General features: G+C 40.5%; 17 protein-coding genes. 7 read left to right on the forward strand and 10 right to left on the reverse strand.

Annotated elements, in window-relative coordinates; all coding sequences use genetic code 11:
- The first annotated feature begins 88 nt into the window (after positions 1 to 88).
- Positions 89 to 964, forward strand: coding sequence for an ACP S-malonyltransferase (fabD, locus tag ABS766_RS01830; protein ID WP_408083379.1), 876 nt, complete (start codon positions 89 to 91; stop codon positions 962 to 964).
- 45 nt (positions 965 to 1,009) lie between these two features.
- Here fabD and ABS766_RS01835 read toward each other — a convergent pair whose 3' ends face one another.
- The 3 genes from ABS766_RS01835 to ABS766_RS01845 form a co-directional block, all read right to left on the reverse strand.
- A complete protein-coding gene (locus ABS766_RS01835) occupies positions 1,010 to 1,312 on the reverse strand; it encodes a hypothetical protein (protein ID WP_408083381.1) in 303 nt (100 codons plus the stop codon).
- 31 nt (positions 1,313 to 1,343) lie between these two features.
- The gene (locus ABS766_RS01840; protein WP_408083382.1) at positions 1,344 to 2,276 is read right to left on the reverse strand and encodes a patatin-like phospholipase family protein; all 933 of its coding nucleotides are present in this window, start codon (positions 2,274 to 2,276) and stop codon (positions 1,344 to 1,346) included.
- Between the two features lie 120 nt (positions 2,277 to 2,396).
- Entirely contained in the window at positions 2,397 to 3,530 is a 1,134-nt protein-coding gene (locus ABS766_RS01845) for a DegT/DnrJ/EryC1/StrS family aminotransferase (RefSeq protein WP_408083383.1), read from the reverse strand.
- 90 nt (positions 3,531 to 3,620) lie between these two features.
- On the opposite strand from ABS766_RS01845, the gene ABS766_RS01850 reads away from it, so the two are divergent.
- On the forward strand, positions 3,621 to 4,868 hold the full coding sequence (locus tag ABS766_RS01850; protein WP_408083384.1) for a 3-deoxy-D-manno-octulosonic acid transferase: 1,248 nt from the start codon (positions 3,621 to 3,623) through the stop codon (positions 4,866 to 4,868).
- Positions 4,846 to 5,301 (forward strand): GNAT family N-acetyltransferase, encoded by a 456-nt coding sequence (locus ABS766_RS01855; protein ID WP_408083385.1) that lies wholly within the window; start codon positions 4,846 to 4,848, stop codon positions 5,299 to 5,301. Before ABS766_RS01850 ends, ABS766_RS01855 begins: the two co-directional genes overlap by 23 nt.
- On the opposite strand, the gene ABS766_RS01860 is transcribed toward ABS766_RS01855, so the two are convergent.
- Entirely contained in the window at positions 5,302 to 5,838 is a 537-nt protein-coding gene (locus ABS766_RS01860) for a hypothetical protein (RefSeq protein ID WP_408083386.1), read from the reverse strand.
- A gap of 204 nt (positions 5,839 to 6,042) precedes the next feature.
- Here ABS766_RS01860 and ABS766_RS01865 point away from each other — a divergent pair, with 204 nt between their 5' ends.
- Positions 6,043 to 7,005, forward strand: coding sequence for a hypothetical protein (locus tag ABS766_RS01865; RefSeq protein ID WP_408083387.1), 963 nt, complete (start codon positions 6,043 to 6,045; stop codon positions 7,003 to 7,005).
- Positions 7,006 to 7,099: 94 nt separating this feature from the next.
- Here the strand turns inward: ABS766_RS01865 and ABS766_RS01870 are convergent, their stop codons facing one another.
- The 4 genes from ABS766_RS01870 to ABS766_RS01885 all read right to left on the reverse strand — a co-directional run bounded on the left by ABS766_RS01870 (position 7,100) and on the right by ABS766_RS01885 (position 13,367).
- Positions 7,100 to 7,864, reverse strand: coding sequence for a hypothetical protein (locus ABS766_RS01870; RefSeq protein WP_408083388.1), 765 nt, complete (start codon positions 7,862 to 7,864; stop codon positions 7,100 to 7,102).
- A 1-nt stretch (position 7,865) separates the two neighbouring features.
- Entirely contained in the window at positions 7,866 to 9,128 is a 1,263-nt protein-coding gene (locus tag ABS766_RS01875) for an APC family permease (protein WP_408083389.1), read from the reverse strand.
- Between the two features lie 158 nt (positions 9,129 to 9,286).
- Complete coding sequence (gene odhB / locus ABS766_RS01880) at positions 9,287 to 10,516, reverse strand: 2-oxoglutarate dehydrogenase complex dihydrolipoyllysine-residue succinyltransferase (RefSeq protein WP_408083390.1); 1,230 nt, start codon at positions 10,514 to 10,516, stop codon at positions 9,287 to 9,289.
- Between the two features lie 40 nt (positions 10,517 to 10,556).
- Positions 10,557 to 13,367: a 2-oxoglutarate dehydrogenase E1 component gene (locus tag ABS766_RS01885; protein WP_408083391.1), complete on the reverse strand. Its 2,811-nt coding sequence runs from the start codon at positions 13,365 to 13,367 to the stop codon at positions 10,557 to 10,559.
- 122 nt (positions 13,368 to 13,489) lie between these two features.
- Here ABS766_RS01885 and ABS766_RS01890 point away from each other — a divergent pair, with 122 nt between their 5' ends.
- Positions 13,490 to 14,047: a hypothetical protein gene (locus ABS766_RS01890; protein WP_408083392.1), complete on the forward strand. Its 558-nt coding sequence runs from the start codon at positions 13,490 to 13,492 to the stop codon at positions 14,045 to 14,047.
- A gap of 122 nt (positions 14,048 to 14,169) precedes the next feature.
- Here ABS766_RS01890 and ABS766_RS01895 read toward each other — a convergent pair whose 3' ends face one another.
- A complete protein-coding gene (locus ABS766_RS01895; RefSeq protein ID WP_408083393.1) occupies positions 14,170 to 14,523 on the reverse strand; it encodes a hypothetical protein in 354 nt (117 codons plus the stop codon).
- Positions 14,520 to 15,494, reverse strand: coding sequence for a polyprenyl synthetase family protein (locus tag ABS766_RS01900; protein WP_408083394.1), 975 nt, complete (start codon positions 15,492 to 15,494; stop codon positions 14,520 to 14,522). Before ABS766_RS01900 ends, ABS766_RS01895 begins: the two co-directional genes overlap by 4 nt.
- A gap of 130 nt (positions 15,495 to 15,624) precedes the next feature.
- Between ABS766_RS01900 and ABS766_RS01905 the strand changes: the two genes are divergently transcribed.
- Positions 15,625 to 16,227, forward strand: a complete 603-nt coding sequence (locus ABS766_RS01905) for a TetR/AcrR family transcriptional regulator (RefSeq protein WP_408083395.1) — start codon at positions 15,625 to 15,627, stop codon at positions 16,225 to 16,227.
- 82 nt (positions 16,228 to 16,309) lie between these two features.
- On the forward strand, positions 16,310 to 16,918 hold the full coding sequence (locus tag ABS766_RS01910; protein WP_408083396.1) for a TetR/AcrR family transcriptional regulator: 609 nt from the start codon (positions 16,310 to 16,312) through the stop codon (positions 16,916 to 16,918).
- Positions 16,919 to 16,943: the final 25 nt, after the last annotated feature.

The following is a 16,943-nucleotide window of genomic DNA, read 5'->3' on the forward strand; positions in this document are numbered from 1 at the left end:
ACGGCAGGCGGTTTTGTTATTTATATTGCCACTCCCTTAAAAATGCCTTATTTTTGCACCTGCAAACAAACAAGCTAAAAGCAATAGTATGAAAGCATATGTTTTTCCGGGACAGGGAGCCCAGTTTACCGGTATGGGTAAAGATTTGTATGAGAACTCAGCCGAAGCAAAAGAACTTTTTGAAAAGGCAAATGATATTTTAGGCTTCCGCATTACCGATGTAATGTTTGAAGGTACTGCCGAACAACTTAAAGAAACCCGCGTTACACAGCCTGCGGTATTTTTACATTCGGTTATAAAAGCAAAAACACTGGGCGATGCATTTCAGCCGGATATGGTTGCAGGCCACTCTTTAGGTGAATTCAGTGCCCTTGTTGCTGCCGGAGCCCTTACCTTTGAAGATGGTTTAAAACTGGTAAGCCAGCGTGCCCTTGCCATGCAGAAAGCCTGCGAAATTACCCCGAGCACCATGGCTGCTGTACTGGGCTTAGATGATAAAACAGTAGAAGATATTTGCGCTGCTACCGATGGCGTAGTAGTTGCCGCCAATTATAACTGCCCGGGACAGTTAGTAATTAGTGGTGAAACCAAAGCTGTAGAAGCTGCTTGTGAAGCACTAAAGGCTGCCGGTGCAAGGCGTGCCCTTATTTTACCGGTTGGCGGAGCATTTCACAGCCCGATGATGGAGCCCGCACGTGAAGAGCTTGCCGCTGCCATAGAGGCAACAAGCTTTAATAACCCAGTATGCCCTGTATATCAAAATGTACCGGCTACAGCCGTTGACAATGCCGAAGAGATTAAAAAGAACCTTATCACCCAGCTTACGGCGCCGGTAAAATGGACGCAAAGTGTACAAAACATGATTACTGATGGTGCTATCGTATTTATTGAGGTAGGCCCCGGCAACGTGCTACAAGGGCTGGTTAAAAAAATAAATAAAGATGTAGAAACAGCTCAGGGATAGTTTAGCTGTATAGTTTAATTTTCAGTCAGCTATCTTAAATAACTTTTATAAAAAATTAAGCGCTATAAGTATAATATCAATAATAAAAGAAATAAGCGAAAAAAGAAATAAGTAATCCGCAATACGCTCTAAACGTTCTTCGGCAAACTCGTTTTTTGTTCTTATGGAAAGAAAAGAGAGTATTGAGGCTACAGCGAGAAATATTGATATTATAGCCGTTACTTCATCAATATAGGTCATCTCACTTTTACTTGCTACATGAAATGCGGTTATAATTACCAGGCAAAAACCCAAAAGGTTGGTAGAGGTACTTAATATATGTACAGAAGTTTTTCTTTGCCTTGCCATGACTGGTTCTTATTCTATTTTTAGTATTAAATCAAAGCATAGCCGTTGCATTGTCATTGGGTTTCACTTTTATAACATGGCTTTTGTGTTCCCTTGTTTTTAAAAGGTCTAACCCTTCCCGCCACCATATAGCCATTTCTTCTTTATCAAAGATATAAGAATGGGTGGTTAGCAGCCTGTTAATAAAATAAAAATTTATATCAACGTTGTTAGTGGCCGCCTGGAGTTGTGATATAATTAAATCATCATTTGCAATCTGGTTTAGCATAAACTCACTGGTGCGGGCAAAAATATCCAGTGCATTTTGTAACGGTGGGTTGTTGTAGGCTGATTCTTCAAGCCTTAACACGATAGCATCTATAGTAGTAGCCCCTTTTGATATGGCATGTTGCAAGGGTATTAGGTTGCCAAAGCCCCCATCGGCATACTCACAGCCGTCTTTCTTATAAAGGCTCATTAACGGCACCATGTTAGATGATGCCCATATCCAGCCGCAAAAATCTTCGTAACTATAATCGTTAGACGATTTATATTCTACCTGCTCTGTAGTAAGGTTGGCTACAGTAACCACAATTTCTTTATTAAGGGCTTTAATCTTTTCAAAATCAGCTCTGGTAAAATTTTCCTTAATCAGTTTCCTGAGGTTATTACTGTCGCCAAGGGTTTTTTGCCTCCTTATAAACTGTTTTATAATACCAAAGTGGTTAATACCTATTTTTACTTTACCATCTTTCTTTTTAACCTTAAAAGGGCAAACGGTAAAAATATCCGATTGCTCTATGGTAGTATAAAGCCTTTTAATCCTCTCAATATCTCCAAGTGCCAGGAAAGGGATGAGCAGGCTGCCTGTTGATGTACCCACAAAAAGATCGTACTCTTTTTTATCATGCTTTAAAAGGTGCTCTGCCACGCCACCCGCAAAGGCACCTTTACTGCCCCCGCCCGAAATTACCAATGCATTCATCTGATTTTATTGTAATGTCTTTTTCAAATTTAAAAATTAAAAACCCAAATTATAAATTACTGTAGTAAAATATAATTTGGGTTAAAAAAAATGGTATATACAACAGCGTATTACACCCGTTTATTGTATAAAAAACTCCAGTATAGTACTGGTAATAAAGTCTATCTGATCATCATCAAGTTCGGTATGCATGGGTAAAGAGAGTACCTCTTCTACAAGCTGGTTGGTTACCACAAAGTCATTTTCATCATAACGGCTGTCAGCGTAAGCCTTTTGTTTGTGCAATGGTATCGGGTAATAAATGGCACATGGTATACCTTTATCTAACAGATGTTTCATCAGGGCATTACGGTCAGAATTTAAAATCCTGAGTGTGTATTGGTGAAATACATGGCTATCAGTATCGCCTGCAATAGTCGGGGTTATAATATTGGCATGGCCTGCAAATGCTTTGGTATATTTTTCAGCAGCGGCCTGCCTGGCTTTATTATAGCTGTCAAGCAGTGGTAATTTAGCATTTAAAACGGCTGCCTGCACGCTGTCCAGCCTTGAGTTTACCCCTACCACATCATGGTGGTAACGCTCATACATACCATGGTTTACTATACCCCGAATGATATGTGCCAGGTCATCATCGTTAGTAAAAATAGCGCCGCCATCGCCATAACAGCCCAGGTTTTTACTGGGGAAAAACGAGGTTGATGCCACATGCCCAATGGTTCCGGTTTTCTTTTTAGTCCCGTCGGCAAAAGTAAAATCGGCTCCTATGGCTTGGGCATTGTCTTCAATAACATATAGGTTATGCTCTTTGGCAATTGCCATAATATCATCCATATCAGCCGTTTGCCCAAACAGGTGAACTGGCACAATAGCTTTGGTTTTAGGGGTAATGGCCTTACGGATGCCCTCTATAGAAATATTAAACGTATCGGGGTTAACATCTACCAGCACAGGGGTAAGCTGCAAAAGTGCAATTACTTCAACCGTAGCAGCAAAGGTAAAATCAGCCGTAATCACCTCATCTCCGGGCTGTAAACCCAGCCCCATCATAGCAATCTGCAGGGCATCGGTACCATTGGCACACGGTATTACATGCTTTACGCCAAGGTAATCTTCAAGGCTCTTCTGGAAGCTATGTACCTGTGGACCATTTATATAAGCAGTATTATCAAGCACTTCCTGAATAGAAGCGTTAACCGTATCTTTTATATGGTCATACTGTGATTTCAGGTCGACCATTTGTATTTTTTTCATGTTACTGAACGTATTAAAATCATACAAAACTACTAATTAAATACTGCCTTACCAATCAAAAATAGTAATTTAGCAGCTTATTTACCGCTCATGCTGTACCTATATAGTTTTATAACCTTTATAGCTTCTTTTGTACTGAAAATTGTTTCACTTTTTAGCCAAAAAATGAAACTTTTTGTAGAGGGACGCCAGCACGTTTTCAGCACATTAGAAAAATTCGTTCACACTGACGATACCGTGATTTGGTTCCACGCGGCCTCGCTTGGAGAGTATGAACAGGGGTTGCCCATAATGGAGAAAATGAGGGCGCTTTATCCTGAAAGTAAAATTTTACTTACATTTTTTTCACCATCGGGATATGAGATACGAAAAAATACCACTGCCGCAGATGTTGTGGTCTATTTACCGCTTGATACTATAAGCAATGCCAAAAAATTCATGAAACTGGCGCACCCTGATATGGCTTTTTTCATAAAATATGAATTTTGGCCTAACTACCTTAACCAATTGAAAAAATCCGGCACGCCTACCTACCTGATTAGCGGACTTTTCAGGCCCAACCAGGCATTTTTTAAATGGTATGGGGGCATTTACCGCAATGCTTTTAAAGCATTTAACCACTTTTTTGTACAGTACGAGAGCTCTAAAGAGTTACTAAAAACCATTGGTTTTGCTAATGTTACCGTGAGTGGCGATACCCGTTATGACCGCGTAAGCCGCATACTTGAACAAGATAATAGCCTGCCTTTTATAGAAAAATTCATCAACGGTAAAACAACTGTAGTTTTTGGCAGTAGCTGGCCAAAGGATGAAGACATGTTTGTTGATTTCATAAACAGGTCGGTTGATACTAAATTCATAATTGCACCCCATACTTTTGGCGAGGCACACATGCAGGGGTTAAGACAGAGCCTTAAAAAGCCGGTGCTTTTTTATTCGGAAATGGAGGATAAAAACCTTGCAGAGTATGATGTTTTTATTGTTGACACCATAGGGCTTTTAGGCAAAATATACAGCTATGCCGATGTGGCTTATGTGGGCGGGGGCTTTGGCACAGCCGGGCTGCACAACATTTTAGAGCCTGCCGCTTTTGGTATACCTGTGGTTTTTGGCCCTAACCACCAAAAATTTCCCGAAGCAGTTGCACTGGTGCAAAACGGTGGCGCCATTACTGTAAAAGATAAAGCTGAAACTGAACTTGCACTGAGCGAGTTGATATATAATGATACTTACCGGCAGGAAAAAGGCCATATTGCCGAAACTTTTGTAAAAATGAGCCGGGGCGCGGTACATAAAATTATAAACTATATTACCAATGATGACCGAAATAACCTATAAACCTTTTGAAGCTGCCGATGCCGACATTGTAGTGAAAATGATGGGCGAATTTTATGATATAGATAATTACCCCATGGACCCACAAACCTCACGAGCATTGTTTTTTGAATTTATTGATGGTGGCCACCTGGGTAATGGTTGGGTAATTATGTATAATGGTGAACCCGTAGGTTACGTTATACTCACTTTTGTTTTTAGTTTTGAGTATAAGGGGCGTATTGCTTTTTTAGATGAACTCTTTATACTACCCAAAATGCGCGGTAACGGGCTTGGCAAACAGGCACTGGAATTTATAAACCAGCAGGCACGCCTGCTTAATATAAAAATTATTTACCTTGAGGTAGAAGGCCATAACGATGCTGCACTGGGCCTGTACAAAGCCAACAATTACACCCTAAACAAGCGTAAGCTAATGCGGTTGATAGTAGTATAGCTATTGTATTTTAAGGTTGTTCATTATTTTTTTAGCAACGATATGTGATTGATTTGCATCTTTTTTAGAACATTCAAAACTAAACACTAATAACCTGCCCTTAAAGTCGGTATAGAAAGTAAAATAATATTTCCCAAAATTACTATCGGGTATATAAAACTCGTTAAAGGCAATTTTCCTGCCGTTTACACTGGTAAGTCCCTCACTCTTCCATATGGCAGCTGGCAACTGACTTTTCAGGTCGTAGGCCATACGGTCTTCAATCTCCGGCAGGGTGGCTTGTGTAGCCTCTCTATCAGTCTTTTTTATGGTAAAAATAATTCCATCAGAATCATTTTTATAAGCAAAAAAATCTTTGGTATCTGTTGAAAAAGTTGCTTTAACTGCTTCATGTTCTATTTTCACTAAGTTGTCCGGAAGCATTACAGCAACTGAATCATTAAAGAAGGATTGTGCCGTGTAAGGTACTTGCCCAAATACAGATCCTGAAACTAGCAACAGTACAATTGTATAACAATATATGCTTACATCTTTCATATAACAGAATTTTACATCATTCAAAGATATAGCTTTTAAAGAAGCTAAGGAGGGAAAAACACCAGCTCCTGACATCAAAAATTCTCCTCTTCAACCAATATACAGTATAAAAAAGTAGGATTTCTATTTCTGCTTTGTTTTTTTACTATAACACGCAACCTTTTGTAAAATCAATGACTTAAAATAAAAATAAACTTTTAAGCTATGAAAAATGTTTTATTTACTTCAGCACTTTTATGTGCCTTTCTGTTTACCAGTTGTAATGATGATGACCCAATCAGCCAGGCGCAGTTTGCACCTCCAACGCAGCAACAATTTACCTCACTTAAGGAAAGTGCTTACAACAATATTAGGCAAACGTTTACTGTTGATGCCAGCCAATACATCATGGTAACATCTCAAAAAGGCGTAACCCTTAGTTTTGCCCTGGGTAGTTTTACTTATAATGGCAGCGTTGTTACCGGAAATGTGGACATTGAGTTTGTTGAAATATTTGACCGCGGTACTATGCTGGCTACTGGCATGTCAACAATGGGGTTAACAAATAGCGCTGAAAAAGCGCTTATTATATCGGGGGGTGAATTTTATATAAATGCCACACAAAATGGGCACCAGCTAGATGCGTATTTTATAGAACTTGCAGTACCATGTGAACTTACAGGTGGCCCGGACAACGAAATGGGACTATGGTTTGGTATAGAAGCTGAAAGTGATATTGTTTGGGAAGAAGACGATAACGTAAATGGCCAGAAGCAGGGCGTTTGGCAGAAAGGCGGGGTTTACTACGCATATTTTAACCAGTTTGGCTGGACCAATGTTGACCGCTGGTACAGCGACCCAAGGCCAAAAACGACTATACAGGTAGGTGTGCCTGATGGTTTTGATAACACAAACAGCGCTGTTTATTTAGCGTATAATGATGAGGATAATGCCTTGGCAGTGCTTGACACCTACGATGCTGAAAAGGGATTATTTTCTGAGCACTACGGGCAAACACCTATCGGGCTGGAATGCAGTGTTATATTTGTTTCTGAAAATAATGGCGAATGGATATATGCCATTCAATCGGTAACAATTACAGAAAACGGCATTATAACTTTTGAAGATGCAGACCTGCAAACGGCTACTGAGGAAGAACTTATAGTATTGATAAATGCATTGCCATAAGCAGGAGACAGTATTTTTTTATATAAATACTTAAAAGTAAAAAATACTATCCGGTAACTGAAGTTTTAATTAAAGCTATAGTTACTGGTTTTATTTAAGGTTCAGCAGTAGTTTTTGCTATTATAGGGGTATCATTATGCATATCAGGCATTATATAAAAAGTAGTTAGTTTACCTTCTTCAACCACCACATTATTAAATACCCCTGCAAGGGCATTTCCTTTATATTTTAGTTTTATGGTATAGCTCCCCGGCTCAAAAGGTTTTGTTTCCGCGGCTTTTGGATATTTCAGTCCGCTAAATTCATTAACTGCTTCATCTTCTTTAGTAAAAATAGCTTCAAGCGCAACAGCCCCCGGCAGCAGGTTTACCACCCGTACTTTACCTTTACCATCTTCTTTAATAAAATAATCATTAAACAGCGACAGTACAGGATAATACCCGTTAGCAGGATGTGCAGCGGCTCCCTCCGTAATATTTTGCAGTCTGGCTAAGGTGATGTGCTTATTTATCTTATTTGCCTCTTGCGGCAACAGCCCTGCCACATCAATGGTATATCTGCCGTCATCGCCTAAACCGTATGTTTTATTCAGTATGATTTTTCCCTGTGCCATTACTTTAAAAGCATAGCGCCCCGGCTGTAAGGTTTTATAGGAGGTAACTTCTCCATATTTTACCTCAATACTGTCGTTAACGCCATTTTCATTATATATCTGTACCGTAACGCTGGTGCTATTTGCCAAAAAATTCCCCAGCCTTACCTTAGCTGGCTTTGTGTCAGGTTTACTGCATCCGGCAATGGCTAATAATAGTAAACAAATACCAAACGCTATATTACGGGGGTTGTAAGCTACCTTCATTTTATTTGGCTGATTTTTGTTGGTTCTTTAATAATTTCGGGCGCCCAAATTGTATTAACAACACTATAAGTACCAGCCCGCCAAATGCAACAGGCTTGGATATAATTACACGGAAAAGCAATGCCACCAGAGTAATACCGGCAATTACCACCCCTACCATTGGAATCCACTTTTTAGTATCGCGTTCTTTATAGCATATAAAATTCACAATGCCAAAGGTTACCACAAACACCAGGCTGGCCGCTTCTACCAGTGCGCTCAGGGAGCCTATAACTGCAAGCAACCCTGCTATTGCACCTATTAATATTATAGCGCGCCCAGGCACGCCATTGCTGTTTTTGTGGCTAAACCATTGTGGGAGTTCTTTATCGTCGGCAATGCGCCTGCTGAGTTGTGCCGTAGAAAATAACGTTGAATTTATAGCGGCCGATGTAGCAAAACCCGCAGCAACCGTCATTACAACAACCCCGGCAGTGCCAAAAGATTTTTTAGCTGCTACGGATAGGGCTATCTCCTTAAAGTCAATCAATGATATTGCCCCACCGATAAACGTGGCTCCCAGGGCTACAATAATGTAAAGCAACACTACAAATATTGTAGCGCTTATCAATACCGGCATAAAATTCTTTTCAGGGTCTTTAATACGGTCATACTCATAACTAAGCAGTTGGAAACCCTCATAGGCCATAAATATAGCGGCTCCGCCAAACAGCCCCGCCCAGGCCGGGCGCGGTTCTATACCCGAAACAAGCTGTGCAGGTTCCCATTGGGTTAAGCCATATACACCAAGTGCCAGCAACACTAAGAGGTTTACAGTAACAATGGTAATTTCTACCTTAGTCATTTTACCAACCCCTGCAAGGTTAAGGGCAATAAGGGCTATTACAATACCTGCCGCAAGTAAGCGGGTTATAAGCGGCCCGCCATGAAAAGCAAATGATACATAATGCCCAAAGGCATACGCATATACGGAAATGGTTAGCACATAACCGAGGATGAGCATCCAGGAGAGGCTACCGGCAAGGTCTTTATTTTCTACCTCTTCTATAAAGGCAAAGGCGCCGCCGCTTTCTTTAAACTTATTAGACAGGAATACATAACTGTATGCCGAAGTAATAGCTAAAAGGCCTACAAATGCAAATGAGAGCCAGCTCCACTGCGCAGAAACAGCTATAACCACACCAAGCACGGTATAAATACCGCCGCCCACCATGCCTCCGGCTGCCAGCGCCCACACCGAAACCGGTTTTAGTTTATTTGCCATGAAATGTTTTATTAGTAAGGTCCTTTAAAGTTAGCAACAACCTTTTAAACAAATAAATAATTACGAGCTTTTAGCTTATTTTTAATATTCCTATTATTACAAAAAACAAAAACGCCCCGCGATTGCAGGGCGTTTGTAGTATATATACTGACAATATATTAAAGTTCTAATGCTTTTTTAGGATTGTTATCCATAAGTAACTCTTCAGGATTTTCTAAACCTTCTTTTACTGCTACAAGGAAACCAACCGACTCACGCCCGTCAATAATTCTGTGGTCATAAGAAAGCGCCACATACATCATTGGGTGAATTTCAACTTTACCATCTACGGCAATAGGGCGCTCTATAATGTTGTGCATACCCAATATACCGCTTTGTGGCGGGTTAATGATTGGTGTAGAAAGCATACTGCCAAATACACCACCGTTAGATATGGTAAAGGTACCTCCTGTCATATCATCAACGGTAATCTGTCCGTCGCGGGCACGGATGGCAAGGCGTTTAATTTCCGACTCAATACCGCGGAAAGTAAGTGTTTCTGCATTACGTACCACAGGCACCATTAACCCTTTAGGGCCCGATACTGCTACAGAGATATCGCAGAAATCGTACGATATTTTATAATCGCCGTCTATCATAGAGTTTACATCGGGGTACAATTGTAAGGCACGTACTACCGCTTTAGTAAAGAATGACATAAACCCAAGGCTTACACCGCCGTGTTTAGCTTTGAAGGCATCTTTATATTCTGCCCTTATTTTGTTTATGGGTGTCATGTTTACCTCATTAAATGTGGTAAGCATGGCTGTTTCGTTTTTAGCAGCAACAAGGCGTTCTGCCACCTTACGGCGCAGCATAGAAAGCTTAGAACGTTCAGAACCACGGGTGCCACCTGTAGGGGTGCCCATACTGGCCTTGGCATTAACCGCGTCATCTTTAGTTACGCGTCCTCCTTTACCTGTGCCTGAAACAGAAGAAGGGTCTATATTTTTTTCGTCAAGTATTTTTTTAGCTGCCGGAGAAGGCGTACCTGTAGCATAACTCTCCTGTTTTGGAGCTTCTTGTTTAGGAGCCTCTTTCTTCTCTTCAGCCTTTGGCGCTTCTTCTTTTTTCTCTTCTTTTGCAGGGGCGCTGCCACCATCCGGTTTGGCAGCATCAGTATCAATAAGGCATACTACCTGCCCTACTGCCACTGCATCACCTTCTTCTGCTTTTAAGGTAATAATACCACTGGCTTCTGCAGGAAGCTCAAGTGTTGCTTTATCTGAATCTACTTCGGCTATGGCCTGGTCTTTTTCAACATAATCACCATCTTTAACCAACCATGTAGCTATTTCTACTTCGGTAATTGATTCCCCCGGCGAGGGAACTTTCATTTCTAAAATCATGTCAGTATAATTTTATTTTGGTATGCAATATTAGTAAATGTTATTTTTTTTCCTGAAATAAGTCTTTATCAAACACCATAGCAATGGCTGCAGAATGGCGCTTTTTAGCACGTGCCGAACTACCTGCCGCAGGGGCGCTTGACGGTTTAAGGCACGCCACGCGGAATTTAACTTGCGTAAAATTCATAAGCATATAGCTGTAGGCTCCCATATTACGGGGTTCTTCCTGTGCCCAAACATAATCGTCAGCATTTTTGTAGCGGGCAATAACCTCAGCAATCTGGTCTTGCGCCAGAGGGAAAAGCTGCTCAATACGCACAAAAGCAACATCGTCCCGGCCGTTTTTCTCCCTTTCAGCCAACAGGTCATAATAAAACTTACCGGTACAAAATACCAGCGTTTTTACTTTTGCAGGGTCTGCTGCAGGGTCGTCTATGACTTCCTGGAAATTACCTTCGGCCAAATCCTGAACACTTGATACCGCCAACGGATGGCGTAACAAACTCTTAGGTGTAAATACTATAAGCGGCTTGCGGAAATCTGTTTTCATCTGCCTCCTAAGCAGGTGGAAAAAGTTTGCGGGCGTGGTACAGTCTGCAACATACATATTTTGGTTAGCACAAAGCTGCAGATAACGCTCCATACGGGCGCTACTGTGCTCTGCACCCTGCCCTTCGTAACCATGGGGCAGTAACATTACAAGCCCGTTTTGGTTGTTCCATTTATCTTCGGCAGCACTAATATACTGGTCTATCATTATCTGTGCGCCATTGCTAAAATCGCCAAACTGCGCTTCCCAAATGGTTAGCGTATTAGGGCTGGCAAGGGCATAACCATAATCAAACCCAACTACCCCATATTCTGAAAGCAGCGAGTTATAGATATAAAATTTACCTTTTTGTTCTTTAAGCTGGTTAAGCAGTACTACTTCTTCTTCAGAATCTTCTACCTTCAGTACAGCATGGCGGTGAGAGAAAGTACCCCTCTCTACATCCTGTCCGGAAATACGTACGTCATATCCTTCGGTAAGCAGTGTACCATAAGCAAGTAACTCACCCATAGCCCAATCCAGCTTATCAGTGTCAAAAAACATATTATTACGGTCATTAATCAGTTTCTGTATCTTCTTAATGAATTTCTTATCAGAAGGAAGCTGTGTTATAACCTTTGCTATATCAGTAAGCATATCCTGAGAAAAGGCTGTATTTACCTTTTCCAGCATTGTTTGTTCATCAGCATGCACAAAACCTTCCCACTCATTTTGCATAAACGGGGTTACTATAGTATAATCGGTTTTGCGAGATGCCTCAAGGCTTTCTTCCAGTGCTTCTTTATACTTTTGCTCCAGCCCGCCTACATAATCTTTATCAATTAACCCTGCGGCAATAAGCTTTTCGGCATAAATATCGCGTGGATTTTCATGTTTTGCAATTATTTTGTACAGCTTTGGCTGTGTAAAACGCGGCTCATCACCTTCGTTATGCCCGTATTTACGGTACCCTAACAAATCTATAAATACATCAGAGCCAAACTCCATCCTGAAATCAAGTGCAAACAACATGGCATGTACTACTGCCTCAGCATCATCTGCATTAACATGCAGTACCGGAGAAAGGGTAACTTTAGCCACATCAGTACAATACGTACTGGAACGGGCATCAAGGTAATTCGTGGTAAAACCAATCTGGTTGTTTACCACTACGTGTATGGTTCCGCCTGTCTTGTAACCGTCAAGCTTAGCCATTTGTATAATTTCGTACACGACACCCTGCCCTGCAATGGCTGCATCTCCATGAAGTGCTATAGGCAGTACTTTAGAGGTATCTTCAGCATAATACCTGTCCTGCTTGGCACGGGCAATACCTTCAATAACCGCACCTACTGTTTCCAAATGGCTTGGATTGGGCGCTAGGTTAATGTTTATTTTCTTCCCGCTTTTTGTTTTCTTGTCTGCTGTAACCCCAAGGTGGTATTTTACGTCGCCGTCAAACATACCATCTTCCTCATAATCCTTACCGTCAAATTCACTAAAGATTTCAGAAGCTTTTTTACCAAATACATTGGCAAGTACATTTAAGCGTCCGCGGTGTGCCATACCCATTACAAACTGCTCTACGCCTTTATCAGCTGCGGCTTCTATAAGGGCATCAAGTGCAGGTATAAGGGTTTCGTTACCTTCAAGAGAGAAACGTTTTTGCCCAACATATTTTGTGTGGAGAAAACTCTCAAAAGCCACCGCTTCATTAAGTTTTTCCAGTATTGCTTTTTTACGTTCGCTATCAAACTCCGGCTGGTTATTGTTAACCGAAAGTCTGTTTTGTATCCACTGCCTTATCTCGGGGTTGCGTACATACATGTACTCTACCCCAATATGGCCTCGGTATACTTTTTTTAGGTGGTCTACAATCTGCCTTAATGATGATGGCGGCAACCCTACTTCTTTACCCGCATCAAAAACGGTATCAAGGTCGGCATTGCCCAGCCCAAAATCTTCAAGCTCTATAGTAGGCGTATATTGCCTGCGTTCCCTTACGGGATTTGTTTCGGTAAAAAGGTGGCCTCGGGTGCGGTAACCTTCAATAAGGTTAAGTACCTTAAATTCTTTCTGCACCTTTTCGGGGATGCCTGTGTAGTCAGAAACCGGAGCCTGCGGGGCATTAGCGGTTTGCTGTGAAGAAGCAGCGGGTGCTGCTTCAGAAAATCCGGAGCCGTAATCGCTCGCTGCAAAATCAAATCCCTGAAAAAATGCGCGCCAGGAAGGCTCTACGCTATCAGGGTTTTCAATATATTGATCGTATAAATCGGCAAAAAAAGCAGTATTTGCTGCATTTAAAAATGAAAATCTATCCATAGTGTGTCTTTGATGACCTTCTTTTAATTACAAAAATTACTGCAAAAGTACAATAATTGAAATAATCTGACCTTGTTTTTTCTATATTTATGCTTACAAATTTTCACCTCACAACGCTGGCTATGAAGAATATTTTCAAAATTTTAACAAAACAATCATTAACAGGCCTGTTATTTATTCACATGTTGTGTATGCATGCCCAAAACGGTAATAGTTTTGCCGACCACCTGCGTATTGGCGGGAGCCTTGGGGTGGCTTTTGGCAACGGTTATACAGATATTAGCGTAGCCCCCGGAGCCCTGTACGAGTTCAACCAGTATTTTGGTTTGGGAGCAGGATTGCAGGGCACCTACGTTAACTATAAGAACTATTACAAATCTGTGATTTACGGGGGATCTGTTATTGGGGTGTTTAACCCGATAGAGCAGTTACAGCTTTCGGCTGAAGTAGAGCAATTACGGGTAAACCTGACGTATGATGACGATGTTACTTTTCCCGGGCCTGCTACACCGACGTATAACCGCTCGCACGAACGCAATTTCTGGAATACTGCCTTATTTTTTGGCGTGGGCTACCGTACCAACAATGTTACCGTGGGGCTGCGTTATAATGTTTTATTCAGGGAAGAAGACCGGGTATACAGCGATGCACTGATGCCGTTTATAAGGGTTTATTTTTAATTTGTTGTTGATGGTTATTAGTTGCCAGTTGTTAGTAAAATATATTGAAATGATTACAACAAATTTCACCAAGAGAGTAAGAGAGTATTAAGATTGTGAGCAAACACTGTAAACTAAAAACTCTAATACCTGTTACGGAACCACACTTTTTGCCATTCGCGCTTTAATATTAAAAAACACATGTTTTCGGCCAGTTCTTCCATATCATTACCAACAAGCGATTTTACTTCACGCTCAGGCACATCTATAATATAAAGCAGGTTAAGGTATTCGGCAAATTTATGTTGTATAAGCCTGTATACCTTATCCTGAAGCTGCACTTTAAGTTCAATTGGTGTGGTACCCTCGGCAAAGTCTATAGATTCATTAGCCAGTGCAAAATCTTTATTAAGCTGCTCAATAAGTTTTTGGTACAACTGCTCTTTCTGCGCCTCGCTCAATAGCAGGTCGGTATTTTCAGGAGGGGTAAAAATCATACGTTTCTTTCCATAAGCATTTCACCAAAAGCCCTTAACGCTTGCTTTTTACTTATATCAATATCCATTTTATCAAGTGTTTCAAAGGCTTTAAGGGTATATAATTCAATAGCATTTTTTACAGCCGCATCAGCCCCCGATGTTTTAAACACCTGCTTAACATCAGCAATTTTTTCCATATGGTCATCGGGCTGTACCGCAAACCATTGCAGTAACCGCTCCTTCTCATACGGGTTGGCCTGCTCAATGGCTTTAAGATAAAGATACGTTTTTTTATTCTCAATAATATCACCCCCAACCTGTTTACCAAACGTTTGTGGGTTACCAAACGCGTCCAGGTAATCATCCTGTAATTGAAAAGCAATACCAAGGTACCGCCCAAAATCATATATCAAATCGCAATTCTCTTCTGTTGCCTGTGCAACAATAGCCCCCATTTTCATTGCGGCGCCAAGTAATACTGCGGTTTTATATTCAATCATCTTCAGGTATTCATCCTGGGTAACGTTGCTGCGGGTTTCAAAATCTACATCCCATTGCTGCCCTTCGCATACCTCCAAAGCTGTTTTACTAAACAATTTTGCAAGCGAACGGAAAATTTCAGGCTCATACTGCTCAAAATACTGGTAAGCCAGTATCAGCATAGCATCACCGCTAAGTATGCCGGTGTTTATATCCCATTTTTCATGTACCGTCTTGTGTCCGCGCCTCAGGGGTGCATCATCCATAATATCATCATGTACCAGGCTAAAATTATGAAAAACCTCAACAGCCACTGCCGCTGGCAATGCTTTGCGGCAATCGGTATCAAATATTTCGGCAGCCATAAGTGTAAGCACCGGCCGTATGCGTTTACCTCCCAAAGAAAGTATGTATTGGATGGGTTGATACAAACCAGTAGGCTGCTTATCAAAGGTTACGTTGTTAAAATAATCGGTTATTATCTGCTGATAATGGGCTATAGGCTGCATACAGAATTTTTTTTGCTAAAGTAGTTGTTTGTGCATTGCTGTGCAATTTTAACATTTTTTAAAAAACTTTGGAAACTTTTTTTGTTTTAAAAGTTTCCTGTTTATATTTGCATCGTAATTCTGACTAAAAATGAAAGAGGCAATATTAGATAAAGCTACCGAAATGTACATGAAAATGGGACTCAAAGGGGTAACGCTTGATGATATTGCGCAGGAAATGGGTATAAGCAAAAAAACCATCTACCAGCATTTTTCCAATAAAAACAGCCTTGTAGAAGCGGTATGTATGGAAATTGTTGATACTATTAAATGTAATATTGACAATATTAACGCGTCCATACATGACCCAATGGAAGAACTTTTTGAAATAAGAAGGTATGTTAAACAAACTGTAGAAGGAAAATACCAACTTATAATTTACCAGCTCAACAGATTTTTCCCGGAGATAGCCCAAAAGCTACGCAGCAATCAGTTTGATAAAATGTATACCAGCGTAAAAAGCAATATTGAAAGAGGTATGGCTATGGGGCTTTATAGAAAAGAACTGGATAAAGAGTTTATTTCAAGAATATATTTTATCGGTGTTTCCAGTACTAAAGACAATGAAATATTTCACGAAGAATTGTTTAATATCGGTAAAACAACAAACCTTTTTCTTGAATATCACCTCCGGGCCATATGCACCCCAAAAGGCATTGCACTACTTGAAAGATACCTTAAAGAAAAAGATTAATTAACAAATTTTTAACATTGCATTTTATGAAACCGCATAATTTTGCATTGACAAAAATGTCAAACTAAAAAGTTAAACAAAAATGTCAGCTAAAAAAACTGAGGACACTACAACTATAGATACTGAACAACTAATTAAAGCCACAGCTAAAAAGTTGTTTTTTGCTGAGGGCCGCTTTAATGCCACTACACAGGAAATTGCAGATGCTGCGGGCGTAAACCGTACACTTATAAATTATTATTTCCGCTCACGCGATAACCTGTTTGATATTGTGTTTATAGATGCCCAAAAACAAGAACATGAGCGTACTGAAAGCATTGTGTTTTCTAAACTTCCTTTTAAGGAAAAAATAAGCGCTTATCTGGACATGTTTTTAGAACAAAGTAAAGATTACCCATACCTTGATATTTACATGGTAACACAGGTAAACCAGGGATGCGATTTTAAGGATAAAGAAACAATGAATAGAATGCTGGATAAATTTTACCTTGAAATTGCCATAGAAATGGATAAGGGAAATATAAAAAAAATGAGGCCGGAGCAGTTTGTCCTCAATTTTATCTCACTTGTATCCTTCCCGGTTTCAATGAGGCCGTTGTTACAAGAAACCATGGGCATGACAAATGAAAGCTATGACCGCATACTGGAAGAACGCAAAGAAATAGTTATGGACTTATTATTCAATATATAAATCATCTATCAATTAACAACTAAGT

It is taken from the genome of Flavobacterium rhizosphaerae (assembly GCF_046000445.1).
Classification (GTDB): Bacteria; Bacteroidota; Bacteroidia; order Flavobacteriales; family Flavobacteriaceae; genus Flavobacterium; species Flavobacterium rhizosphaerae.